Origin of the sequence: Mucilaginibacter polytrichastri (genome assembly GCF_001911425.1) — a bacterium.
Lineage (GTDB): Bacteria > Bacteroidota > Bacteroidia > Sphingobacteriales > Sphingobacteriaceae > Mucilaginibacter > Mucilaginibacter polytrichastri.
Window position 1 is genome coordinate 5648387 of sequence record NZ_MPPL01000001.1, and the last position, 23490, is coordinate 5671876.

General features: G+C 42.2%; 23 protein-coding genes. 22 read left to right on the forward strand and 1 reads right to left on the reverse strand.

Translation table 11 applies throughout. The features are described 5' to 3' along the window. Window positions 1-749: 749 nt before the first annotated feature. The 22 genes from RG47T_RS24550 (at window position 750) to RG47T_RS24655 (ending at window position 22535) form a co-directional block, all read left to right on the forward strand. A complete protein-coding gene (locus RG47T_RS24550) occupies window positions 750-1730 on the forward strand; it encodes a deoxyhypusine synthase family protein (RefSeq protein ID WP_074492749.1) in 981 nt (326 codons plus the stop codon). A 256-nt stretch (window positions 1731-1986) separates the two neighbouring features. Then, window positions 1987-3255 carry a c-type cytochrome gene (locus RG47T_RS24555; protein WP_074492751.1) on the forward strand — a complete coding sequence of 423 codons (1269 nt, stop codon included), beginning with the start codon at window positions 1987-1989 and terminating at the stop codon, window positions 3253-3255. A 41-nt stretch (window positions 3256-3296) separates the two neighbouring features. Then, a complete protein-coding gene (locus RG47T_RS24560) occupies window positions 3297-6338 on the forward strand; it encodes a TAT-variant-translocated molybdopterin oxidoreductase (RefSeq protein ID WP_074492753.1) in 3042 nt (1013 codons plus the stop codon). 25 nt (window positions 6339-6363) lie between these two features. Next, window positions 6364-7836, forward strand: a complete 1473-nt coding sequence (gene nrfD, locus RG47T_RS24565; protein WP_074492755.1) for an NrfD/PsrC family molybdoenzyme membrane anchor subunit — start codon at window positions 6364-6366, stop codon at window positions 7834-7836. Between the two features lie 2 nt (window positions 7837-7838). Beyond that, window positions 7839-8375, forward strand: coding sequence for a DUF3341 domain-containing protein (locus RG47T_RS24570; RefSeq protein WP_074492757.1), 537 nt, complete (start codon window positions 7839-7841; stop codon window positions 8373-8375). After that, on the forward strand, window positions 8359-8943 hold the full coding sequence (locus RG47T_RS24575; RefSeq protein WP_074492759.1) for a c-type cytochrome: 585 nt from the start codon (window positions 8359-8361) through the stop codon (window positions 8941-8943). The genes RG47T_RS24570 and RG47T_RS24575 overlap by 17 nt, the downstream gene beginning before the upstream one ends. Window positions 8944-8954: 11 nt before the next feature. Beyond that, window positions 8955-10229: a quinol:cytochrome C oxidoreductase gene (locus RG47T_RS24580; RefSeq protein WP_074492761.1), complete on the forward strand. Its 1275-nt coding sequence runs from the start codon at window positions 8955-8957 to the stop codon at window positions 10227-10229. A 50-nt stretch (window positions 10230-10279) separates the two neighbouring features. Next, window positions 10280-11473 (forward strand): cytochrome c oxidase subunit II, encoded by a 1194-nt coding sequence (locus RG47T_RS24585; RefSeq protein ID WP_074492763.1) that lies wholly within the window; start codon window positions 10280-10282, stop codon window positions 11471-11473. A gap of 18 nt (window positions 11474-11491) precedes the next feature. Then, the gene (locus RG47T_RS24590) at window positions 11492-13381 is read left to right on the forward strand and encodes a cytochrome c oxidase subunit I (protein WP_074492766.1); all 1890 of its coding nucleotides are present in this window, start codon (window positions 11492-11494) and stop codon (window positions 13379-13381) included. A gap of 89 nt (window positions 13382-13470) precedes the next feature. Continuing rightward, window positions 13471-14529 (forward strand): COX15/CtaA family protein, encoded by a 1059-nt coding sequence (locus RG47T_RS24595; RefSeq protein WP_074492769.1) that lies wholly within the window; start codon window positions 13471-13473, stop codon window positions 14527-14529. Further along, complete coding sequence (cyoE, locus tag RG47T_RS24600; protein ID WP_074492771.1) at window positions 14526-15413, forward strand: heme o synthase; 888 nt, start codon at window positions 14526-14528, stop codon at window positions 15411-15413. The genes RG47T_RS24595 and cyoE overlap by 4 nt, the downstream gene beginning before the upstream one ends. Further along, the gene (locus tag RG47T_RS24605) at window positions 15413-15994 is read left to right on the forward strand and encodes a cytochrome c oxidase subunit 3 (RefSeq protein ID WP_317041623.1); all 582 of its coding nucleotides are present in this window, start codon (window positions 15413-15415) and stop codon (window positions 15992-15994) included. The genes cyoE and RG47T_RS24605 overlap by 1 nt, the downstream gene beginning before the upstream one ends. A 20-nt stretch (window positions 15995-16014) precedes the next feature. Beyond that, window positions 16015-16728, forward strand: coding sequence for a cytochrome c oxidase subunit 3 (locus RG47T_RS24610; RefSeq protein WP_074492774.1), 714 nt, complete (start codon window positions 16015-16017; stop codon window positions 16726-16728). 20 nt (window positions 16729-16748) lie between these two features. Then, entirely contained in the window at window positions 16749-17096 is a 348-nt protein-coding gene (locus tag RG47T_RS24615) for a cytochrome C oxidase subunit IV family protein (protein WP_074492779.1), read from the forward strand. Next, complete coding sequence (locus RG47T_RS24620; protein ID WP_074492782.1) at window positions 17096-17797, forward strand: SCO family protein; 702 nt, start codon at window positions 17096-17098, stop codon at window positions 17795-17797. Before RG47T_RS24615 ends, RG47T_RS24620 begins: the two co-directional genes overlap by 1 nt. 5 nt (window positions 17798-17802) lie before the next feature. Continuing rightward, window positions 17803-18375 carry a DUF420 domain-containing protein gene (locus tag RG47T_RS24625; protein ID WP_074493749.1) on the forward strand — a complete coding sequence of 191 codons (573 nt, stop codon included), beginning with the start codon at window positions 17803-17805 and terminating at the stop codon, window positions 18373-18375. A gap of 23 nt (window positions 18376-18398) precedes the next feature. Beyond that, window positions 18399-18674: a hypothetical protein gene (locus RG47T_RS24630; protein ID WP_074492784.1), complete on the forward strand. Its 276-nt coding sequence runs from the start codon at window positions 18399-18401 to the stop codon at window positions 18672-18674. Window positions 18675-18719: 45 nt separating this feature from the next. Further along, complete coding sequence (locus RG47T_RS24635) at window positions 18720-19127, forward strand: DUF983 domain-containing protein (protein WP_074492786.1); 408 nt, start codon at window positions 18720-18722, stop codon at window positions 19125-19127. Continuing rightward, a complete protein-coding gene (locus RG47T_RS24640) occupies window positions 19105-19767 on the forward strand; it encodes a DUF2461 domain-containing protein (protein ID WP_074492790.1) in 663 nt (220 codons plus the stop codon). Before RG47T_RS24635 ends, RG47T_RS24640 begins: the two co-directional genes overlap by 23 nt. A 13-nt stretch (window positions 19768-19780) precedes the next feature. After that, window positions 19781-20632 (forward strand): OmpA/MotB family protein, encoded by an 852-nt coding sequence (locus RG47T_RS24645; protein WP_074493751.1) that lies wholly within the window; start codon window positions 19781-19783, stop codon window positions 20630-20632. A 47-nt stretch (window positions 20633-20679) separates the two neighbouring features. Beyond that, window positions 20680-21456 (forward strand): metallophosphoesterase family protein, encoded by a 777-nt coding sequence (locus RG47T_RS24650; protein WP_074492793.1) that lies wholly within the window; start codon window positions 20680-20682, stop codon window positions 21454-21456. 104 nt (window positions 21457-21560) lie between these two features. Continuing rightward, a complete protein-coding gene (locus RG47T_RS24655) occupies window positions 21561-22535 on the forward strand; it encodes an integrase core domain-containing protein (RefSeq protein WP_074490421.1) in 975 nt (324 codons plus the stop codon). A gap of 405 nt (window positions 22536-22940) precedes the next feature. On the opposite strand, the gene rfbC is transcribed toward RG47T_RS24655, so the two are convergent. After that, window positions 22941-23489, reverse strand: coding sequence for a dTDP-4-dehydrorhamnose 3,5-epimerase (gene rfbC, locus RG47T_RS24660; protein ID WP_074492796.1), 549 nt, complete (start codon window positions 23487-23489; stop codon window positions 22941-22943). Window position 23490: the final 1 nt, after the last annotated feature.

Sequence of the window (23490 nt, forward strand, 5' to 3'; positions counted from 1 at the left end):
GTAACCAGGAGTATTAAGAGCGTAAGCGTTCGTTTCATGTATGCGGTTGAATGTGCAAAGAAAAGGAAAATAGTTTGAGGATTAGAACCAAGAGTCAAGAGACAGGACAAGCTCGCGCGCAAATTTTTTTTAAGATCAAGCTTGTATCTTCCCCGCGCATGCCGATTGTGAGGCACGAAGCAGTCCTGGATTTTACAGAGGCGTTTAGAATCCGTTTTTCATTAGGGAGAATCTTCTGCGTTAATCCAACTCGGCAATACAGGACGAAGAAGATATTTCGCTGCCGCTCAATACGACCAAAAGTAGAAATAACTTAAACCCGATTGTAGCGGATACCGGCCTCGCGCTTAATGGCTAGTGCAGTATGAGCGCAAAGCGGGACTGCCGGAACCGATGAGCACTGGCATTGCTTTACCGAAAGATAGTGAGTGAATTTTGAATGCGTGACTAGAGTACTTTAATCTCCAATTTGTCATCTCGACGTAGGAGAGATCTTCTGCTCCCAAACAGTAAACGTATAAGATCTCTCACAGGCGTTCGAGATAACAAGGTGTATAATGTAATGTGGCTTTAAATTTTGTTAAATCCCTAATTCTGATAATTATGGTTAGGATACTATTACTGCTGTAGAACTACAGTAATCACATCAACCTGATGTACTTATAATTAAACATTTATTAATTATTAAAATACTGTTGCTGATTCTTAAATAGAGGTGCTACCTTTGCACTCCATTTATTTAATTGATAATGAGTACTACAAGAGGCCCTATATCTCAATTTATTGAGCGCAATTATCTGCATTTTAATGCAGCTGCTTTGGTTGATGCAGCCAAAGGATACGAAACCCACCTGCTGGAAGGCGGTAAAATGATGGTTACTTTAGGTGGTGCCATGAGTACTGCCGAGCTGGGTATTTCGCTTGCAGAAATGATTCGCCAGGATAAGATCGACATTATTTCGTGTACCGGCGCCAACCTCGAAGAGGACATCATGAACCTGGTTGCGCACTCGCATTACAAACGCGTGCCTAACTATCGCGACCTGAGCCCGCAGGATGAGTGGGACTTGTTAGAGAACCACTATAACCGTGTTACCGATACTTGTATCCCAGAAGAAGAAGCTTTCCGCCGTTTGCAGAAACATATTTACAAAATATGGAAAGACGCAGATACTGCGGGCGAGCGTTACTTTCCGCACGAGTTTATGTACAAGATATTATTAAGCGGCGAGCTGGAGCAGTATTACGAGATTGATCCTAAAAACTCATGGATGCTGGCTGCTGCCGAAAAAAACCTGCCGATTGTTGTACCGGGTTGGGAAGACTCTACCATGGGTAACATCTTTGCATCATATGTGATCAAAGGCGAAGTTAAAGCTACCACCATGAAAAGCGGTATCGAATATATGGCATGGCTTGCCGGCTGGTACCCCGAAAACTCTGGTGGCAAGGGTATAGGTTTCTTCCAGATTGGTGGCGGTATTGCCGGCGATTTCCCGATTTGTGTGGTGCCGATGCTTTACCAGGATATGGAAATGCCGGAAATTCCATTCTGGAGCTACTTCTGCCAGATCTCTGATTCTACCACTTCATACGGTTCATATTCGGGTGCTGTGCCTAACGAAAAAATAACCTGGGGCAAGCTTGATATCCATACGCCAAAGTTTATAGTTGAATCTGACGCTACTATTGTTGCCCCATTAATTTTTGCATGGGTGCTAAAACAATAATTTAAAATTTGCAAATACGGCCGAAACCATTTTGGCCTTGCGCTGATGCATTTATACCACAAAAGCCCTTTAATATTGATTTAGAGGGCTTTTGCAATTTATTTAGAAAGATTATAAATTATGATTATGTGTCATTACTTTGTCAGCGATACTGTAATAAATTATACTTTTGTGGACTGCAAAAAATGCTTATCAGCGTACATCTGCAAGCTATTGCATTAATATAAAATAGAATTATTTAGCACAAATACACTGTATGAGAAATATCTCATTGATTTTTAAACAATTTTCCAGGGCAGTTTTACTGGTTGCTGGCTTTGCTGCTATGGGTTATACGGCCCAGGCCCAAGGTGATGCTACCAAAGGTGAAGCTTTATTTAAGGCCAATTGTACCGCTTGCCATAAGATAGATGTGCGCATGACCGGTCCGGCATTGGGCCCCACCATTACATCAGAAACCGATGACAAGTGGTTAACCAAATGGATTCAGAACAACCAGGCTTTAATTGCTGCTAAAGATCCTAAGGCGCTTAAGATCTACAACGAGTACAATCAGGCTGGTATGAACGTTTTCACCAATCTGTCAGACGGTGATGTAGCAAACATTATTGCTTATGTACGCGAAGACTGGAAAAAAATGCAGGCTGCTCCTGCTCCTGGCGCTGCAACAGGTGCTGCTGCAGAAGATAGCGGACCAAGCAACATGGTTATTTTTGGTTTAATAGGCGTAATTGTTATTGCCTTTATCGTTATCCTGGTATTAAACAAGGTTATCGGTACACTGGAAAAACTGTTAATTAAAAAAGAAAACTTACCTGTAGAGGAAGAAGAAGAGGAAGAAGCTGTTAAGGTTGATCGTTTGGCCACGGTTAAAAAGATCGCTAAAAACAAGAAACTTGTATTCTTTATCATCCTGTGCGGTTCATTAGCAATGGGTAGCTGGGCCTGGGTTACCATGTGGAACACTAACGTGCACCAGGGATACCAACCAGAGCAACCTATTAAATATTCGCACGAGTTACACGCCGGTGTAATGAAGATCAATTGCCAGTACTGCCACGGCGGTGCATACAAGAGCAAGAATGCTTCTATCCCGTCGCTTAACGTGTGTATGAACTGCCATAAGGTAGTTAAAACCGAATCTCCTGAAATTCATAAAATTTATGATGCTTTGGGTTACGATCCGGCTACTCAGAAATACGATAGCACTAAAGCGAAGCCAATCCAGTGGGTACGTATACACAACCTGCCAGATTTTGCTTACTTCAATCACTCACAACATACTAAAGTTGGTGGTATAGAGTGTCAACGTTGCCATGGTCCTATCCAAACCATGAAACAAGTTTACCAGTACTCGCCGCTTACTATGAAGTGGTGTATCCAATGTCACAAACGTACCAACGTAAACGGCAAAGGCAACGCTTACTATGAAAACCTGATCAGTATTCACGATCGCATTAAAAAAGGCGATAAAATTACTGAAGCAGAAATGGGTGGAACCGAGTGCGGTAAATGCCACTATTAATAATTAAAAAGAACTTAGCAATTACAGTTTATATAGCTTAAATGGAAAGCAATAAAAAATACTGGAAAGGTATAGAGGAGCTGAACAGAACGCCGGAGTTTGTTGAGAAAAATAAACACGAGTTTGCAGAGCCTATTCCTATCGAAGAAATATTGAGTGGTGATGGACTAAAATCTAAAACTCCTCGTCGCGACTTTTTAAAGGCGCTGGGCTTTGGTGTTGGGGCTGTATCATTGGCTGCTTGTCAGAAAGTGCCGGTTCACAAATCAATCCCTTACCTGATTAAGCCAGAGGAAATAACCCCGGGTTTGGCTAACTTTTATGTATCAAGCTACGAAGGCAGTGCCATTTTAGTTAAAACACGTGAAGGCCGCCCTATTAAAATAGAAGGTAACCCTAATGACTTTTTTGGTAAAGGTGGTACATCTGCAGGCGTACAAGCTTCGGTTTTGGACCTTTATGATTCGAGCCGTTTAAAAAACCCACTGCAAGATGGCAGCGAAAGCGGCTGGAGCCAGATCGATTCTTTTGTAAAAGGTCAGCTAGCAGGTATTAAAGCAGGCGGTAAAAAAATACGTATCGTATCATCAAGCATTAACAGCCCATCTACACTGGCTGTAATTGCAGATTTTATTACACAATACCCAACTGCCAAACACATTAATTACGATGCGGTATCTTATACCGGTATCATCCAGGCTAATCAAAACAGTTTTGGTAAAGCAGTATTGCCGCACTACAACTTTGATAAAGCCGACATTATTGTAAGTTTTGATGCCGACTTCTTAGGCTCATGGATTTCACATACTGAGTTTAGCCGCCAGTATATGGCAAACCGTGCTGCTAAAGCGCTGGAAGAGAAAAAAATGTCTCGCCACATCCAGTTCGAAAGCGGTATGAGCATAACCGGTAGTAATGCCGATGTGCGTATGCCACTTAAACCGTCTGAAGAAGGTTTGGCTATCATTAGCTTATACAATGCCTTATCTGCTACAACCTTACCAGGCTCTAAAAAGGTAAGCGACGCTAATACAGATAAAGCGATTACGCTTGTAGCTAAAGAATTATTATCTGCCAAAGGCCGCGCATTAGTAGTATCTGGCAGCAATGATGTGGCTACACAAGTATTGATAAACGCTATCAACTCTTTATTAGGTAGCTACGGTACTACTATCGATTTAGATAACCCATCATTACAATACGCCGGTAACGACGCTGAGTTTGTTGAATTTGCAAACGAAGTTAAGCGTGGCGAAGTTGATGCTGTGTTCTTTTTGAATGCTAACCCTGTTTATGATTTCTACGCTGCAAAAGACTTTACCACAGCACTAGCTAAAGTGAAGCTGAAAGTATCATTTGCACCTTATAATGATGAAACTGCTGCATTATGTAATGTAGTTGCCCCTAACAGCCATTACTTGGAATCATGGGGTGATGAAAACGCTGTGGCCGGTTACTATACCATTGTACAGCCAACCATTAACCCGGTTTATGATACCCGCCAGGCAGAGCAAAGCTTGCTTAAATGGTCTGACAATCCGGTTAAAGAATATTATACTTATATCCGCAACAACTGGGATAAAAACCTTTTACCTATTGCAGGTTTATCTGGCCAGAGCGGTTGGGAAACTTTATTGCAGACAGGTTTTGTTAAAGCCCCGGCTAAAGCGGCAGGTGTTTACACTTTTAACCGCGATTTAAATGCGGTTGCACAAACTATCTTAACCCATAGCACGCAGGTTGCAGCTAGCGGCAGCCAGTTAGAACTTCAAATATTTGAAAGCCCTAACATTGGCGATGGTAAAAAAGCAAACAACCCTTGGTTACAAGAGTTGCCAGACCCGGTTTCGAAAGTAACCTGGGATAACTTTGCTGCCATGTCTATCACCACTGCAAAAAAAATTGGTGTTGAACAAGGCGATTATATCACCATTACAGCAAACGGTTACTCGGTTGATTTGCCTGTGTTATTACAACCAGGCCAGGCGCAAGGTACTATTTCTGTAGCGGTAGGTTACGGCCGTACCAAAGCAGGTAAAGTAGGCGATAAAGTTGGCCAGAACGCTTATCCGTTCCACACCTTCCGTAACGGTACTTTCCAAACTGCTGTTGCTGCTGATATTAAGAAAACTGGTGCTTTAAAATACATCTTCGCACAAACTCAAACCCACCACTCATATGAAGGCCGCAGCGTTATCCACGAGGGTACCCTGGCACAATATGTAAAAAGTCCGGCTTCTATAGTTGGTAAAGGTGAAGGTAAAGAGAACTACGATTTGTGGGACGAGTACGAACGCCCGGCTTATAACTGGGTAATGGCTATCGACCTTAACGCTTGTACCGGTTGCGGATCATGCGTGGTAGCTTGTACTGCAGAGAATAACGTTCCGGTTGTGGGCCGCGACGAAGTACGTAACCGCCGCGAAATGCACTGGATCCGTATTGACCGCTACTACAGCTTTAACGATAACGGTAAAAACGTTACCAAAGAAGACGAGATAGACAAATTGCAGGATTTGGATCACGTATCGGTAACTTACCAGCCAATGCTTTGTCAGCATTGCGATCACGCACCTTGCGAAACAGTTTGTCCGGTATTGGCAACCACGCACTCAAGCGAAGGTTTAAACCAAATGACTTACAACCGTTGCGTAGGTACCCGTTATTGCGCAAACAACTGCCCTTACAAAGTGCGTCGTTTCAACTGGTTTAACTACTGGAATGACTCTCGTTTCGAGAACTACGTACAAAACGAATACACAGAGCTGGTATTAAACCCGGATGTTACTACACGTTTCCGTGGGGTAATGGAAAAATGCAGTATGTGTGTACAACGTATACAATCAGGCAAACTGAAAGCTAAATTAGAAAAACGCTCATTGAAAGATGGCGAAATTAAAATGGCTTGTCAGCAATCATGCCCAACAAATGCTATTGTGTTTGGTAATTTAAATGATCCTACCTCTGAAGTTGCAAAAGCACTGAAGAGCGAAAGAACTTATTATGTATTGGAAGAACTTAACGTTAAACCAGGCATAGGTTACCAGGCAAAAGTTAGAAATACAACAGAATTAGGCGCTTAATTTTTACAACAGAGATTAATAATATATGGCATCTCATAGTGAATCAATAATCAGGGAACCGTTAATTACGGGTAAAAACATTACGTATGCCCAGATTACCAACGATGTACTGTTTCCGGTTGAAAACAAACCGAACAAGGCATGGTGGATAGGCTTTATTGCAGCAAGCATGGGTGCAACACTCTGGTTATTTGCCATGAGCTGGACCTTTTGGTACGGTGTAGGGGAGTGGGGTTTAAATAAAACAGTAGGATGGGCCTGGGACATTACCAGTTTTGTGTGGTGGGTAGGTATCGGCCACGCCGGAACCCTGATCTCGGCAGTACTGTTATTGTTCCGCCAAAACTGGCGTAACTCTATTAACCGTTCGGCAGAGGCCATGACCATCTTTGCGGTTATTTGTGCGGCCACGTATATTTTCGGTCACATGGGCCGTACGTGGTTAGCCTACTGGACCTTACCATTACCGAATCAATACGGTTCGTTATGGGTTAACTGGAACTCGGCACTGATGATGGACGTGTTCGCGATCTCGACTTACTTCTCGGTATCACTGGTATTCTGGTACACTGGTTTATTACCGGATATCTCAGCTATCCGCGACCGTGCAACAGGTCTTCGTCAAAAGATCTATTCAGTATTATCATTCGGCTGGACAGGTTCAGTAAAAACCTGGCAGCGTTTTGAAACCGTGTCATTAATTTTGGCCGGTATATCAACACCTCTGGTACTTTCGGTACACACCATTGTATCATTTGACTTTGCTACATCACTGGAACCAGGCTGGCATACTACCATTTTCCCTCCGTACTTCGTTGCGGGTGCAATTTTCTCGGGATTTGCGATGGTACAAACCCTGCTGTTGGTAGTGCGTAAAGTATTAGGTCTGGAAAACTATATTACCATGTTCCACATCGAATCAATGAACAAGATCATTCTTGTAACAGGTTCAATCGTGGGTGTGGCTTACATCACTGAGTTCTTTATCGCATGGTACTCTGGTAGCGAGTATGAACAATATACATTCTTAAACAGGTTTATTGGTCCGTATTGGTGGGCAGCTTGTATGATGTATGGCTGTAACGTATTGATGACCCAGTTAATGTGGTTCAAGAGCATCAGAACAAGCATCCCAATTGCATGGGGCTTATCTATTGTGGTAAACATTGGTATGTGGTTTGAGCGTTTTGTGATCATCGTTGTATCATTACACCGCGATTACCTGCCATCAAGCTGGGCTATGTTTTACCCAACCTGGGTTGACGTAAGTATCTTCATCGGTTCAATCGGTTTATTCTTTACCATGTTCCTGTTATTCTTAAGAGTATTACCTTCTGTGGCTATTGCCGAGGTGAAATTATTGCTGAAATCATCGAGCGAGCAGGCTAAGAAGAAACTGATAGAAGAAGGCCACCTTGATCCGGATCAGGTAGCATATTATAAAGAATCATTAACAAAATTCGACAGCGTTGAGCTTGCCGACTACGATAAAGTATAACCATGAGCAGCACTAAAATGATATTAGGTCTTTTCGATGACCCGGATGAAATGATGCATGGGATCGAAAAATTGCAAAAGAACAGTGTGCCTATCTATGATGTGTACACCCCAATGCCAATACACGGTATTGAGGATAAATTAGGCATCAAAGAATCGCGCTTGGGCTATGCAGCATTTTGCTTTGGTTGCCTGGGAGGTAGTGTGATCTTCAGTATTGTTTATTACACGCTGGTACATGACTGGCCAATGAATATAGGTGGTAAACCACACTTTGCAATGCCAAACTTTGTTCCATTTACGTTTGAGTGGACTATTTTATGGACTGCATTTGGTATGGTGTTTACCTTCTTTTATGCAACGCACCTTTTCCCCGGCCGTACGCCGCGTGTAATGGATCTGCGTGCAACGGATGATCGCTTTGTGATTGCCATTGATGCCAAAGGAAATATACCACATGATGATATCACCAGAATTTTACAAGAAGCTGGTGCAGTTGAAGTAAAGCATAACGATAGAAAATATGTTAGCTATGAATAAATTTAGAATATTGGGTATAACAGCTATTACTATTGCTGCTACCATTTTGGTAACTTCTTGTAAAGACAAGAAAAGTACCGGATGGGAGTATGCCCCCAATATGTATGAACATATCGCTTATGATCCGGATCAGAAGAATCCGAATTTTAAGGACGGTAAAACGGCTCAGGTTCCACCTGCCGGGACTATCCCACTAGGTTTTACCCGCTTTGATTACCCGAACACGCGTGATGGCTATGAGAAAGCCAGTGGTGAAGTACAAAACCCGCTTCACAACACGCCTGCTAACTTTCAAGAAGGTGAAGTATTGTTTTCGCATTTCTGTTCTCCATGCCACGGTGCTACCGGGCAGGGTGATGGTACAGTTGTAGCGCACGGCTTCCCTGCTCCTCCGTCATATTCAAAAGGGCAATCATCTCGCGGTGGCGCTATGAAAGACCTTACCGACGGTAAAATTTATCATACAATTACTTATGGAGTAAATGCAATGGGTTCTTACGCATCGCAATTATCGCCAGAGGAGCGCTGGAAAGTAGTTATGTATGTTCACCATTTACAAACCTTATAAGTATTAGATTAATGAAAACTGAATATAGTTTTAGTGAACGGTTTGAGTTTGCAGGTAAGGCAAAAACCTGGAGCTTAATAGGCATTGTGATCGGTGTACTGGGCATTTTATATGGCTTTTTCCTTGACCACGGCGAACTGGGTGTACAGCGTACATTCTCTAACCTGTTGTTAATGGGCTATTACTTTGCCTGTATTTGTATCGGTGCCATATTCTTTCTGGCTTACCAGTATGCCGCGCAGGCAGGCTGGTCTGTAGCGCTGTTAAGAATACCACAGGCATTTGCACGTGTATTGCCAATTGCGGCTGTTATATTGGTTGTAGTTATTGCAGCCGGTTTATTAACAACGCACAAAGTTATTGAAGACGGTAAAGAAGCTGTTGCTCCTTATTTATATGCACACTGGGCTACACATGGTTTAACTACTCCGGGTAGTGAAAACTTTGATGCTATTATTGCAGGTAAGTCTGCATTGTTGAGCTTTTGGCCTTTTATAGGCATGATCGTTGTTTTATTAGGCCTTTATGCTATTATTGGCTGGATGCTGGTAAAATATTCTGAAAGCGAAGACACTACAGGTGGTATGACCAATTATAACAAGAGCTTTAGTGCAGCTGTACTATTTCTGGTAATATTCGGTTTTACTTACCCAATATTTGCATTCGATGGTATTATGTCGCTTGAGGCACATTGGTTCTCTACCATGTTTGGTTGGTATAACCTGGCAGCATTACACGTAACTGCATTATGTGGTATTACACTTATCCTGGTTTTGTTGCACCAAAGCGGTAACTTTGGCTGGATCAGCGAAAACCATGTACATAGTCTTTGTAAACTGATCTTTGGTTTCTCTATCTTCTGGACCTATGTATGGTTTGCACAGTTTTTCCTTACATGGTATGCCAACATGCCCGAGGAGACCGCTTATTTTTACAAAAGATGGGAGCCTGAGTACAAATGGTGGTTCTGGTTAAACATTGTATTAAACTTTGTTGCACCGTTATTGCTGTTAATGTCCCGCGATGCTAAACGTTATTTTACGCGTGTTAAGTTTACGTGTATCCTGTTACTCATAGGCCACTGGTTAGATTACTACCTGATGATTATGCCGGGCACAATGACCCCGCGCGATACAGCATTTCCGTTCGGTGTAGAAGAGATCACTATTTTCATTGGCTTTGCAGGCTTATTTACCTTCCTGGTATTGAATGCGCTAAGTAAATTTAAATCGTTGGCACCAGCTAAACATCCATTTTTGGAAGAGAGCCTTCATCATCACATATAATAATTGCTAACTTTGTAATTCATTGAGAATACCAAATCCGAACTATTAAAATGGCATTTAAGAAACTGATAAATAATAAAATACTATCGCTGTTCAGCGTTCTGATGTTATCTGGAACCAGCATGGTGATGGCCGCTGATGCAACTACTGCAGCAGCCCCAGGTAGCGATTCGGCCCCGTCTGTATGGCCGGGTGTGTCTTACTACGTACTACTGTTTTTGGTAGTATGCTTCGCGGTAGGCATAATTGGTAAAATACTGCAGGTTTATGATCTTACCTTAAAGCTGCAACGCAAAAAAGGCATCAAATGGAACAACATTATGGGCGCATTGTGCCTGGCATTCCTTATTGTAGGTTTGGCTGGGGTATACTGGTCTTTTAGTGTACAAGGCAGCATGATTTTACCAGAGGCAGCATCACTGCACGGTAAAACTATTGATAGCATGTTCTGGACTACATTTGGTATTACCGTTGTGGTATTTATCGGCACGCAAATTTTACTGTTTTCGTTTGCCTTTGTTTACAGAAGCTCTGATAAACGTAAAGCTTACTACTTGCCGCACAATAACACCATCGAAAAAATATGGACAGTGGCGCCAGCTATCGTTTTAACGGTACTGGTAATATTTGGTTTCTTTACATGGAGGTCAATTACCAATACAGTTGATGCCAAAGGCGAACCCGCTTCAATTAATATCGATTTAACAGGCCATCAATTTGCATGGGAAGTACGCTACCCGGGCAAAGACGGTAAATTGGGTATGAAGAATTACAAACTGGTAAGCGGCAGCAATAAAGTAGGTGTTGATTTTAAAGACCGTAACAGCCTGGATGATTTAAACGCCGATACCATTGTATTGCCGGTTAACAAGTCTGTAAGGTTAAACATCATTGCGCAGGATGTGATCCACAGTGTTTACATGCCAAACTTCCGTTTGCAAATGAATGCGGTACCGGGTTTACCAACCTTCTTTAAATTTACACCAACCATTACTACTGCAGATATGCGTAACAGGCTTGATAAAACGGATTTCGAGTATCACTTGTATTGCAATAAAATTTGCGGAGGCAGTCACTACAACATGCAAAAAATTGTAAGGGTTGTAACTGAGGCCGAATACCAGGACTGGCTTTCGCACCAAAAACCATACCTGAACGATGCTCTTAGAAAAGAGCTGAAGATGGCTGATGCAACTCAGCCGCAACAGAGTGGAGTACAAAATAGGTTAGCATTTAATAATTAATATTCAGGAGTAGCTATTATGTCAACATTAGCAGTTCACGATCATCACGGAGTTGAACATCATGATCAAGATCATGGACATCACCATAAAGAATCTTTTATAAGCAAGTACGTTTTTAGTATGGATCATAAAATGATCGCTAAACAATTCCTGATCACAGGTATTATTATGGCGGTTATTGCAATGCTCTTGTCCATATTGTTCCGTATACAGCTTGCTTACCCGGACAAAGCGTTTCCTTTTCTGGAAACTATTTTAGGCCGTTTTGCACCAGGTGGTCGTTTAGATCCCAATTTTTACCTTTCGCTGGTAACTATACACGGTACCATCATGGTATTCTTTGTACTAACGGCAGGCTTAAGCGGTACTTTTAGTAACCTGCTTATCCCTTTCCAAATCGGTGCGCGCGATATGGCTTCGCCATTTATGAACATGGTTTCTTACTGGATGTTTTTTACTGCCAGTGTAATTATGTTAGCATCGTTCTTTGTACAAAAAGGCCCTGCTGGTGGCGGTTGGACAATTTACCCGCCACTATCTGCTTTACCTAAAGCAATGCCGGGTTCGGCAGAAGGTATGACCTTGTGGTTAATCAGTATGGTACTGTTTGTTGCTTCTCAGTTAATGGGTGGTATCAACTATGTAAGTACGGTACTAAACATGCGTACAAAAGGTATGGACCTTTGGAAAATGCCATTGACTATCTGGGCGTTTTTCTTAACCGCTATTTTAGGTATCCTGGCATTCCCTGTACTGGTTGCAGGTGTTGTGTTGTTAGTATTTGACCGTAGCTTCGGTACCAGTTTCTATTTATCAGAAATTGTTGTACAAGGCCAGGTTATGAACTTCGAAGGTGGTAGCCCAATCCTGTTCCAGCATTTATTCTGGTTCTTGGGTCACCCGGAAGTATATATCGTAATTATGCCTGCAATGGGTATCTCATCAGAGATTATGTCTGTTAACAGCCGTAAACCAATTTTTGGTTACCATGCAATGGTTTATTCACTAATTGGTATCACTGTCTTATCGTTTATCGTATGGGGTCACCACATGTTTGTAACGGGTATGAATCCGTTCCTGGGTGGGGTGTTCATGATCACTACGTTAATTATCGCAGTGCCATCGGCCGTAAAAACCTTTAATTGGCTGGCTACACTGTGGCGCGGTAACATCCGCTTTACACCGGCTATGTTATTTGCTATTGGTTTGGTATCTTTCTTTATCTCTGGTGGTATCACTGGTATCTTTTTAGGTAACGCTGCGTTAGATATCAATCTGCATGATACTTACTTTGTAGTAGCTCACTTTCACCTGGTGATGGGCTCTGCAGCAATTTGCGGTATGCTTGCCGGTGTTTACCACTGGTTCCCTAAAATGTTTGGCCGTATGATGGACGAGAAGTTAGGTTACCTGCACTTTTGGTTAACATTTATCGGTGCTTACCTGGTATTCTTCCCGATGCACTTTATGGGTCTGGATGGTGTACCTCGTCGTTACTATGCATTTACCGAAATTGAGTCGTTAAAACAATGGTTATCTGTTAATACATTTATTACCTGGGCGGCTATCATGTCGGCTCTGGCGCAGGTTGCTTTCTTGTTCAACTTCTTCTATTCTATATTCTTCGGTAAAAAAGCTACGCAAAACCCTTGGAATTCTACTACTTTAGAGTGGACTACACCTGTTGAGCGTATCCACGGTAACTGGCCTGGAGAAATCCCAACTGTTTACCGCTGGCCATATGATTACAGCAAACCGGGTGCTGAAGAAGATTTTATTCTACAAACTACACCTTATTCTCAAACCATGACGTCGAACTTGCCGCATGATTTTGAAGATAACCCTATTGGTTTAGGCCAGTATAATGACTGGTTAAAAACACAACCGGTAAAAGAAGAAGTTAAATAAACAGATCGTTGATCTGACTATATATTAGGGTATCTGCGCCGTTACATTTACCGGACGGATACCCTAATTTTTTGAGGAAACAATTATAAATGAGTAAATCATCGCAGCGAATAAAGTTTAAACAAGTCAATCTGATTGCCATTGTTTCGCTTTTTGTTGTCATACTGGCTGGCGGTGTAGTACGCAGTAGCGGCTCGGGTATGGGATGCCCCGACTGGCCAAAGTGTTTTGGCCGGTATGTACCGCCTACCGATGCTGCTCAGTTACCCAAAGATTACAAGCAGGCTTATGTAGCCGGTCGCATCAAAAAGAACATCCGCTTTGCAAAAACACTTGATGTATTTGGATATAGTAACCTGGCCAAACGCATCCGCGAAGATAAGTCGATACTGGTGCCCGAGGATTTTAACGTGGTTAATACCTGGACAGAATATATAAACCGACTGATAGGTGTAATTGCAGGCATCTTTATGGTATTGACAGTTGTTTATTCTTTTAGCTATCGCGATGAAGTTAAGATGATCCCGGTGCTAAGCATTACTAATTTGATACTGGTAGGCTTTCAGGGCTGGTTAGGGTCTATTGTGGTATCTACCAATTTAACCAGCTGGATAGTGACCGTGCACATGCTACTGGCGTTGGCTATTTTGGCCGTAAGCATATATACTTACCATTTGGCGTTTACTTATAACAAGCAAAATGGAAAAGCAAAAGGCCTGGTAATCATTGTCGCAGTACTATCGCTAATTATTAGCGTAGTGCAGATAGTAATTGGTACAGATGTCCGCGAAGAAATTGATGCCGTATCCAACCACTTACAAGGTTACCGCGAAGATTGGATTAATAGCGTAGGGGCAGTATTTGCCAACCACCGCACATTAGCTATCGGTGTTTTAGTGATTAATGTATTACTATACGGGCTGATCCGTAAAAACTATAACCGTCAGTCTGTACAGCAGCAATTAATGAGCTTTACATTCCTGATGATTCTGTTGCAGATCGTAACCGGTGTTATTTTATCCTACTGGATGTTGCCGCCATATGCACAAGCTGCACATATTTTGTTGGCCAGCCTGGTGTTTAGCGCACAGTTTTATTTGCTGTTAAACCTGCAAAGGTCAGCCGGGATGAAGGAGGGAAAGCTATGAGTTTTAGCGATTTTAAAAACCTGGTTAAACTCAGATTAACCTTACTGGTCGTATTTTCTGCTTCTATCTCTTTTTTAATAGGGAGTAAGATTGACAACGAGGCGCACGGCTATACAGGCTGGAGCCATATTAACTGGATGAACTGGGTAATGCTTATCGTAGGCGGTTTCCTGGTAACAGGTGCAGCTAACTGCTTTAACGAAATTATTGAAAAGGATCTGGACAGGTTAATGACCCGTACTGCCGACCGCCCACTACCATCCGAAAGAATGACAACCGGCCAGGCATTGGTTATCGGGCTGTTTATGGCGCTGTTGGGTACCTATTTGCTGGGTAAATTAAACTTATTGACTGGTTTTCTGTCGGTGTTTTCGATTATACTGTATGCATTTGTTTATACACCGTTAAAGCGTAGATCACCAATTGCCGTGTTTGTAGGTGCTATACCGGGTGCATTGCCAACACTTATTGGTTATGTGGCCGCACATCCAACTATTGATGAAATAGCACTAATACTTTTCGGTATCCAGTTTATGTGGCAGTTTACCCACTTTTATGCTATAGCCTGGGTATTGGACGATGATTATAAATTAGCTGGTTTTAGACTTTTACCTACCGGGAAGCGCGATTTAACAAGTGCAATAGTTACCTTTGCTACGGCATTGATCTTATTGCCTGTGAGCTTGTTACCAACATATATGGGTTACGGTGGTTATTATGTAGGCGGCGTATCATTAGTATGTAGCTTAATATTTTTATACCAGGCATTTAACCTGATGCGTACGCTGGAAGTTAAGGCGGCGCGAACGTTAATGTTTGGTTCATTTTTATACCTGCCTGTAGTGCAGTTAATGTTTTTATTTGATTTTATAGGAAAGCGATAATGATGGCTCAGATACAGCAAGACAGGGAACAACTTAACCTCGAACCTAAAAAGTTTAACATGTGGATTTTCCTATTCACATCGTTTATGTTTTTTATGGCGCTTACCAGCGGCTTTATTGTATATAGCGGCGGTAAAGGGCATGGCCTTGATTTTAATTTACCCGGCGTGTTTATGTACAGTACCGGTACTATTTTACTTAGCAGCATAACCATGCTATTGGCATCAAATGCAGCTAAGCGGTTACAAATTCAAAAACAACGCCTGTTTTTATGGGCAACCATTGCGTTAGGTATTTTATTTTTTGTGTTACAGGTATACGCCTGGGGCCTTTTAATTAAAATGGGGGTATATTTTAGCAACCCCAACGCTTCACAAACCTTTGTTTATGTGTTTACAGGGATGCACCTTATACACATTTTTGCAGGTTTATTGTTACTAATAAATACACTGGTTAAAACCTACCGCAACACGCCGCAGGTAATTAACCTATATAGTATGAGTATGTCCTCGATATTTTGGCATTTTATCGATATTATATGGATTTATCTCTATGTTTTTTTACTTTTGAACCAACGTTAAACAATTCTATTTAAGTACACATGAGTACAGCAGTATCACCAATTGACGAAGTTAAAACCACACCATGGTCTGGCGGCCGCTCGCCATTCTCGGTTGAATATGGTAAAATAATGATGTGGTTTTTTCTGTTATCAGATGCATTCACTTTCTCATCATTACTAATTGCTTACGGTGCCTTACGTTTCAGCTCTGTGAGCTGGCCGGCTGCCGATCTTATTTTTCAATCTGTACCCGGCACATCCATAGAACATGGAGCACCATTAGTATTTGTGGGTATCATGACGTTTATCCTCATCATGAGCTCTGTAACCATGGTATTAGGCGTAGAAGCCGGTCACCGTGGCGCTAAAAAGGAAGTAGCCATATGGTTAGTACTTACTGTTGTAGGCGGCTTTATGTTCCTGGGTTGCCAGGCATTGGAGTGGAGACACTTGTTTTCTGAAGGTTTTGGCTGGGGACATATCCCTAAAGACCTTGGAGAATTCTTTCACAAGGATGCAACACCATCTGCAGCTTATACACAACAGTTTGCAAACCTATTCTTTACCATAACAGGTTTCCACGGTTTTCACGTATTTACAGGTGTTATTATCAACATCATCATCCTGGTTAACGTACTGGTTGGTACTTACGAAAAACGCGGCAGCTACCTGATGGTTGAAAAAGTAGGCCTTTACTGGCACTTTGTAGACCTTGTATGGGTATTTGTATTTACTTTCTTCTATTTAGTTTAAAACATTAACTGATCAATTATATGTCATCAGAAACCACACACGCAGCTCATCACGAAGGCGAAGAGCACGAATCAATGACCAAAAAGAAAATCTGGAGCGTATTCTGGATTCTTTTGGGTATCACCACCATCGAATTTATTATTGCACTTTATTTGGTACCACACGGTATTATCCCACTTAAAGCTGCCAACCCTGTTTATATTATATTAACGCTGTTTAAAGCATTCTACATTATTGCTTACTTTATGCACTTAAAGTTTGAGAGAGTAGGCCTGATATATGCAGTAGTTGTACCTGTGTTGTTCATCATCGGTTTAATCCTGGTACTTACTAACGAAAGCCACCACTGGATCGATCTGAGAGCATAATGAACAAAACGTCGGCCACCGTTAAAAAGGTTATGATCCTGGTACTCATCTTAGCAGTACCGGGATTTTTATATTATTTACTAACCGCAAAGGGTAAAAACCGCTATAAGCCACTGCCATTTTATGGACCGAAGATAGTTGCCAAAACCGGCCATAAGTTTCACGGTACATACATACCCGACACTATTTACCACAAACTGCCCGATTTTAACCTGGTAGATCAAAGCAACCAGCCGGTATCTTTAAAATCGTTCGATAACAAGATCTTTGTAGCGGGATTCTTTTACACGCACTGCCCATCCATCTGCGACCAGGTGAACAGTAACTTGGATAGTTTGGTTAAGGGCTACGCGCACAACAAAATGCTGCATTTTGTGTCAATCACGGTCGATCCGATGCACGACTCACCCGCAGTATTAAAAACTTATGCAAGTAAATTGGCATCGAGCGCTAAATGGCAATTTTTAACCGGCGATACGGCTACCATTTACAACCTGGCCGCCAGGGGTTTTTTAGTTAATGCGGCACACGCCGGTAATAATGAGTTTGTGGTTGATGATAAGCTGGTTTTAATTGATGCTGAGAAACGTATTCGCGGATACTACTCCGGGACATCCATCACAGATATGAACCGCCTGAACGATGAGATTAAAGTACTAATTGCCGAAGAACTAAGAAAAATTAAAGCTCCCGAGTTATAATGATAATGAATGATAAACTGATATTCCGCTTTGTAGCAGGTATTTCCATATTTGTATTTGTGGTGGTGGTTATCCTGAGTATGAAAGTGCTCCCGGTACCGCATCCACTGCCTGCCTTCACTATTTTTTTGCCAAAGCTTAACGCCATATTAAATGGTACCTGTAGTGTGCTTTTGTTAATGTCATTATACTTTATCCGCAAAGGCAATGTGGCGGTACACAAAACCATCAATATTGTCGCCTTCTGCTTGTCGTCACTTTTCCTGATATCATACATTGGCTTTCATTGGTTGGCCCCCGAAACTAAGTTTGGGGATTTAAATGGTGACCACCTGGTTGATGCTGCCGAGAAAGCAGCCACCGGGGGAATCCGTTATGTGTATTATGTGATTTTGATTACACACATTATACTGGCAGCCGGTGTTTTACCTTTAATTTTACTGAGCTTTTACCGCGGACTGCAAATGCAGGTAGCCAAACATAAGAAACTGGTAAGGTGGACTTTCCCTATATGGTTGTATGTTACCGTTACGGGGGTAATTGTGTATCTGATGATTTCGCCTTACTATCATTTTTAAATACTTAAGCGTAAATTTGCATTATGAAAAGCTTGAAATTGTTAATCGCCACCGTGTTTGTAGGATTGAGCTTATTACTGGTACAGCAGGCAAAAGCCCAATGTGCCATGTGTACTGCCACTGTTGAAACCAACTCTAAAAGCGGCCATAATGAAACCAAGGGATTAAACAATGGCATTATGTACCTGTTAGCAGCGCCTTATTTGGCTGTAGGTCTTTGTGGTTGGATCTGGTACAAAAAATATCGCCGCAAGGATGTTGACCTTAACATGCTCGACCAAAAGATCCACCTGAACTAATAGCTGCTGCACGAGGTTTGCCTCCTCATTAACATATACCCTTAAATGAGCCAAACCCCAAAATACAAAGCCATGCTTGCCGGCAAATGCCCGCGTTGCCGCAGGGGTAATATGTTTAGCGGGCCCATGTATAGTTTTGGCACAAACAGTACCCATATTTACTGCCCGCATTGCGGAATGAAGTTTGAAATAGAACCGGGCTACTTTTATGCAGCAATGTATGTAAGCTATGCCTTAAATGTTTCGCAGTCGGTTACACTGGGTTTACTTACTTACATTATCACACAAAACAGTACTTCGCCATGGTTATACCTGGCAACAATTTTAGGTGGCTGCTTTTTGCTGGCACCGTTTAACTATCGTTATTCACGGATAATACTGCTATATTGGTTATCGCCAAAAGTACATTATCAGCCTTATTTGGATACAGATGATAAGCCAGGACACGCTTAATTTTTTAAAAGACGTAAACCTGAATAACAGTCGCGAGTGGTTTCAGGATAATAAAGACAGATACGAGGTAGCCCGTGAAAACGTGCTAGACTTTACTGCTGCCATGATCACAGAGCTGGCCAAAACAGATCTGGGTGTTACTGATGTAGACCCCAAGAAGGCAGTAAAACGTATCTACCGCGATATCCGTTTCAGCAAAGATAAAACCCCATATAAAAATCATTTCGGTATAGGTTTTTCATCCGTGTCTACTGCCAGTAAAGATACTACCGGTTATTACGTGCATATTATGCCCGGAGGTTCTTTTGCCGGGGGCGGATACTGGCAGCCAACTTCAGAGCATGTTAAAGCCATCCGTCAGGAAATTGATTACAATGGTGCCGAACTGAAAAGCATTGTTGATGATCCTGAATATGTAAAACTATTTGGCGATATCAGGAATGAGAATAGCCTGAAAACCTTGCCTCGTGGTTATGAGCCCACTCACACGGATATTAGCCTGCTTAAAATAAAGGACTTTATCGGTATGCATACTTTTACTGATGCTGCGCTCCAAAAGCCCAACAGCCCTAAAATGGTAGCCGATATATTAGCCAAAATATATCCGCTGAATGAGTTTTTAAATAATGCCATTGCTTAATTCTTTTAAACCCATGATAAAACTCAGGTATTTATTAATAGGCGTTGTATTATGCGCCACCATGCATTCTTGTAAGGTAATGTCTACAAAGGCATATAAATCAATGGTTGCCGAGCGCGATTCACTGTCGACCCGAACCACATCCTTAGAAGCGCAGGTAGATGAGCTTAAAGCAGATACCGCACGCATGCATCGTGCATTAGCCGAACTAAACACAAAATATAACGAACTAAATGATGGATATAATTTGTTGAACGCAAGTTATACGCAAGCCAATAGCAAGCTCAATAAAACATCATCGCAGGTTAGCCAGCTTTCGAGCGATCTGCAAAAACGGGAGGCCCGCTTAAAAGAGGTGGAAGATATTCTGAAACGCCGCGATGAAGCCACCAACGCACTGAAAGCAAAATTGCAGCAGGCTTTACTGGGTTTCCAGCAAAGCGGTTTATCGGTTGATATTCGCGATGGAAAGGTATATGTATCGCTGACTGATAAATTACTATTCCCATCCGGCAGTATTGTGATAGACGATAAAGGCAAGGCGGCTTTAAAGCAGGTAGCCGTAGTGTTAAATAAAGAACCGAATATTAACCTGGCTATTGAAGGCCATACCGATGATAAGAAGGTGCTTAACCTGGGCCAGATTAAAGACAACTGGGATCTTAGCGTATTGCGCGCCACATCGGTAAGCAGGTACATGGTAGAGACCGAAAATATGGACCCTAAACGTATTACAGCCACTGGTAAGGGCCAATACCAACCCATTGACCCGGCTAATACCCCCGAAGCCCGTGCCCGTAACCGCCGCATAGAAATTGTGCTGACGCCCAAACTGGATGAGCTGTACAATTTAATTACAAAATAATTGAAAGCCCCTGCTACAAAGCAGGGGCTTTTTTGTTAATATGCGATATGAAAACATACGCCATCATATCAGACATACATGGAAATCTGCATGCCCTGCTGGCCGTTTTAAGAGATATTAAAGCGCGCGAGATCGAAACGATAATCAACCTGGGGGATCACTTTTACGGTGCCTTAGAACCCGAAGGAGTGGCCGAGATACTGCGTGAAAATCCGATGATCAATATTCGTGGTAATACAGACCGCGCCATACTGGAAAGTCTGGAACGCGATGGCATGAAATCTGAAAAACCCGAAATGGAACGGGTTAAAGGAGAGATCTCTGAGAAAACCATTGAATGGATCAAAGCACTGCCGTTAACTGCTACCTGCGATAATGTTTTCTTTATTTGCCACGGCACTCCCGAATGCGATAACGAATACCTGCTGGAAGAAGTAACTGCCAATGGCGTATTTGTGTACAACGATGAAGATTTAATAGAGAAGGTAAAAGACATTAAAGAGCGCATTATCCTCTGCGGTCACTCGCATGTAAACCGTACCATCTATCTATCAAATGATAAAATAATCCTGAACCCCGGCAGTGTAGGCTTGCCAGCTTATTTGGGTTCCGAAAAATATGAGCACCGTTTTGCCATGGAATCCATGACACCGCACGCCAAATATGCCATAGTATACGTAAGCGGCGACCATGTGGATATAGAGCAGGTACAGATAACCTACGATTGGAAAACAGCATCTGAAATGGCCCGCAGCAACGGCAACCCCAACTGGGCCGAGTTTCTGCTCCACGGCAGGATGCCGAAAGATTTGAGAGTGGGGTAGAGATAGTTTAGTAGCGGTAGCAGTCGTTCCACACAACGCGTCATTGCTGTAAAGGTCAAGTAATTCGGTAACAGAATTAGCTTTATACAATTAAAGCTAACGTTATGCGGAACATTAATAATGACCTCACCTTAAAACGGAACTATTTAAGTAAATATCGTTTTCTAATTGGAGAGTATGAACAGGTAAAGCGCGGGGAGCACCCTGTATTCAGATTTGCCAAAGATTTCTATTTGGCTCATGATACAGATGCAAGGGCTTTTTTAAAGTATTACAATCTTTTCAAACAGTCTGGTAATGAAAATGATCTGTTGCCAGGCAAGCGCGGACCTAAGTATGGGAACCGCAGGCCATCTGATGAAGATGAGCAGCAGATATTAAACCTTCGGGACCGGGGTTGCAATAAGTTTGAGATCACGAATCAACTTAAACAGAAATCAAATAACTTTACACCATCACCATCAGGGGTATACAACGTCCTGAAGCGGCATAACCGGAATCGTTTAAAGCCGGCAGACCGGGAATTAAAGGTAAAGATCATTAAGGAACGTATGGGCCAGTTAGGGCATATCGACTGTCATCACTTAAGCAAAAGTGTGATCAGGGGGCAAAACAGGAAGCTTTATCTGCTGTGTGTGCTGGATGATTATTCACGCGTAGCCTGGGCGCAGGTGATGGAGGACATCACCGCACTAACCACCATGTTTACTGCTATGCATTGCATGCAGGCAATCAAAAGAGAGTTCGGTATCCAGTTCGAGGAAATGATCGCAGATAACGGGCCTGAATTTGGGCCAGCTGGCAGTCAAAACAAAAACAAGCACCCGTTTGAAAGAATGCTAATGGAAACCGGCATTAAACGCCGTTACATGAAACCCTACAGGCCACAAACCAACGGCAAGGTTGAACGCTTTTGGAGGACATTAAAAGAAGATCTTATCGAAGAAACAGATTTTGATACCCTGCAAGAGTTAGAAGACGAATTGTTAAAATATCTTGTTTATTACAATTGGGAAAGACCGCATCAAGGCATTAACGGCAAAAAACCTATCGAAATGTGCACCCTAAACAACAAATAATAAATACCTAATTCTGTTACCGAATTACATAACCCTTACAATTGCGAGGTACGAAGCAATCTCAGACCTATTATTACTAATCTCAATAACGCAGAAAATCCATTTTACATTAGGAATGGTAACGTTTAATGAATCGTCAGTGGATGTCAATTTCTTTTTCTCTCAAAAGCAAAGTGACACAAAGAAAAAGTCGTGGCTGCTCAATTTTCTTTGAAAGTGTGTGCTTTGGCTAATGTGTAGCCATCCGAAAATTAAGATGCCACAATTATTAGCTTATTAAAGGTTCTTCGGGACAGTTTCTTAACAAGTATTAAAAATTTGTCAATTGCGAACAATGGCGTGGCAATCTCGTCGTATACTAATTAAGCGACGAGATTGCTTCGTGCCCCGCAATTATAGATGGAATTAAAAAGGGCTCACAAAGTCAGCAAATGCAGGCAGCAATTCATCTTTCGGCGAAAGCAATACCTCTGTATCTGCAATACCCCAGCCGATACCCAATGATGGATCATTCCAGATCACGCCAATTTCTGATGCTTTATCGTAGAAGTTGGTTACCTTGTAAGTAAAAATGGTATTATCTTCCAGCGTTGCAAAACCATGCAAAAAGCCGGGCGGTACCCAAAATTGTTTATGGTTATCGCCGCTCAATTCGATGCTCACATGTTGGCCGTATGTTGGCGAATTTTTGCGGATATCGACAGCAATATCTAATACGCTGCCTTTTAATACGCGTACTAACTTACCTTGTGCAAATGGATTAGCCTGGCCGTGTAACCCACGTAGCGCACCTTTTTGAGAGAATGATTGGTTATCCTGCACAAAATCTGCGGTGATGCCTATGTCGGCAAATTTTTGCTTGTTATAGCTTTCGTAAAAATAACCTCGGTCATCCGGAAAAATGCGTGGTTCAAGTATCAGTAAGCCTTCAATGGCAGTGGTTGTAACAGTCATA

Bases quoted from the DNA above. Each gene is read 5' to 3' on its own strand.
- RG47T_RS24550 (WP_074492749.1), top strand. From the start codon at position 750: ATGAGTACTACAAGAGGCCCTATATCTCAATTTATTGAGCGCAATTAT.
- RG47T_RS24555 (WP_074492751.1), top strand. From the start codon at position 1,987: ATGAGAAATATCTCATTGATTTTTAAACAATTTTCCAGGGCAGTTTTA.
- RG47T_RS24560 (WP_074492753.1), top strand. From the start codon at position 3,297: ATGGAAAGCAATAAAAAATACTGGAAAGGTATAGAGGAGCTGAACAGA.
- nrfD (WP_074492755.1), top strand. From the start codon at position 6,364: ATGGCATCTCATAGTGAATCAATAATCAGGGAACCGTTAATTACGGGT.
- RG47T_RS24570 (WP_074492757.1), top strand. From the start codon at position 7,839: ATGAGCAGCACTAAAATGATATTAGGTCTTTTCGATGACCCGGATGAA.
- RG47T_RS24575 (WP_074492759.1), top strand. From the start codon at position 8,359: ATGTTAGCTATGAATAAATTTAGAATATTGGGTATAACAGCTATTACT.
- RG47T_RS24580 (WP_074492761.1), top strand. From the start codon at position 8,955: ATGAAAACTGAATATAGTTTTAGTGAACGGTTTGAGTTTGCAGGTAAG.
- RG47T_RS24585 (WP_074492763.1), top strand. From the start codon at position 10,280: ATGGCATTTAAGAAACTGATAAATAATAAAATACTATCGCTGTTCAGC.
- RG47T_RS24590 (WP_074492766.1), top strand. From the start codon at position 11,492: ATGTCAACATTAGCAGTTCACGATCATCACGGAGTTGAACATCATGAT.
- RG47T_RS24595 (WP_074492769.1), top strand. From the start codon at position 13,471: ATGAGTAAATCATCGCAGCGAATAAAGTTTAAACAAGTCAATCTGATT.
- cyoE (WP_074492771.1), top strand. From the start codon at position 14,526: ATGAGTTTTAGCGATTTTAAAAACCTGGTTAAACTCAGATTAACCTTA.
- RG47T_RS24605 (WP_317041623.1), top strand. From the start codon at position 15,413: ATGATGGCTCAGATACAGCAAGACAGGGAACAACTTAACCTCGAACCT.
- RG47T_RS24610 (WP_074492774.1), top strand. From the start codon at position 16,015: ATGAGTACAGCAGTATCACCAATTGACGAAGTTAAAACCACACCATGG.
- RG47T_RS24615 (WP_074492779.1), top strand. From the start codon at position 16,749: ATGTCATCAGAAACCACACACGCAGCTCATCACGAAGGCGAAGAGCAC.
- RG47T_RS24620 (WP_074492782.1), top strand. From the start codon at position 17,096: ATGAACAAAACGTCGGCCACCGTTAAAAAGGTTATGATCCTGGTACTC.
- RG47T_RS24625 (WP_074493749.1), top strand. From the start codon at position 17,803: ATGAATGATAAACTGATATTCCGCTTTGTAGCAGGTATTTCCATATTT.
- RG47T_RS24630 (WP_074492784.1), top strand. From the start codon at position 18,399: ATGAAAAGCTTGAAATTGTTAATCGCCACCGTGTTTGTAGGATTGAGC.
- RG47T_RS24635 (WP_074492786.1), top strand. From the start codon at position 18,720: ATGAGCCAAACCCCAAAATACAAAGCCATGCTTGCCGGCAAATGCCCG.
- RG47T_RS24640 (WP_074492790.1), top strand. From the start codon at position 19,105: ATGATAAGCCAGGACACGCTTAATTTTTTAAAAGACGTAAACCTGAAT.
- RG47T_RS24645 (WP_074493751.1), top strand. From the start codon at position 19,781: ATGATAAAACTCAGGTATTTATTAATAGGCGTTGTATTATGCGCCACC.
- RG47T_RS24650 (WP_074492793.1), top strand. From the start codon at position 20,680: ATGAAAACATACGCCATCATATCAGACATACATGGAAATCTGCATGCC.
- RG47T_RS24655 (WP_074490421.1), top strand. From the start codon at position 21,561: ATGCGGAACATTAATAATGACCTCACCTTAAAACGGAACTATTTAAGT.
- rfbC (WP_074492796.1), bottom strand. From the start codon at position 23,489: ATGACTGTTACAACCACTGCCATTGAAGGCTTACTGATACTTGAACCA.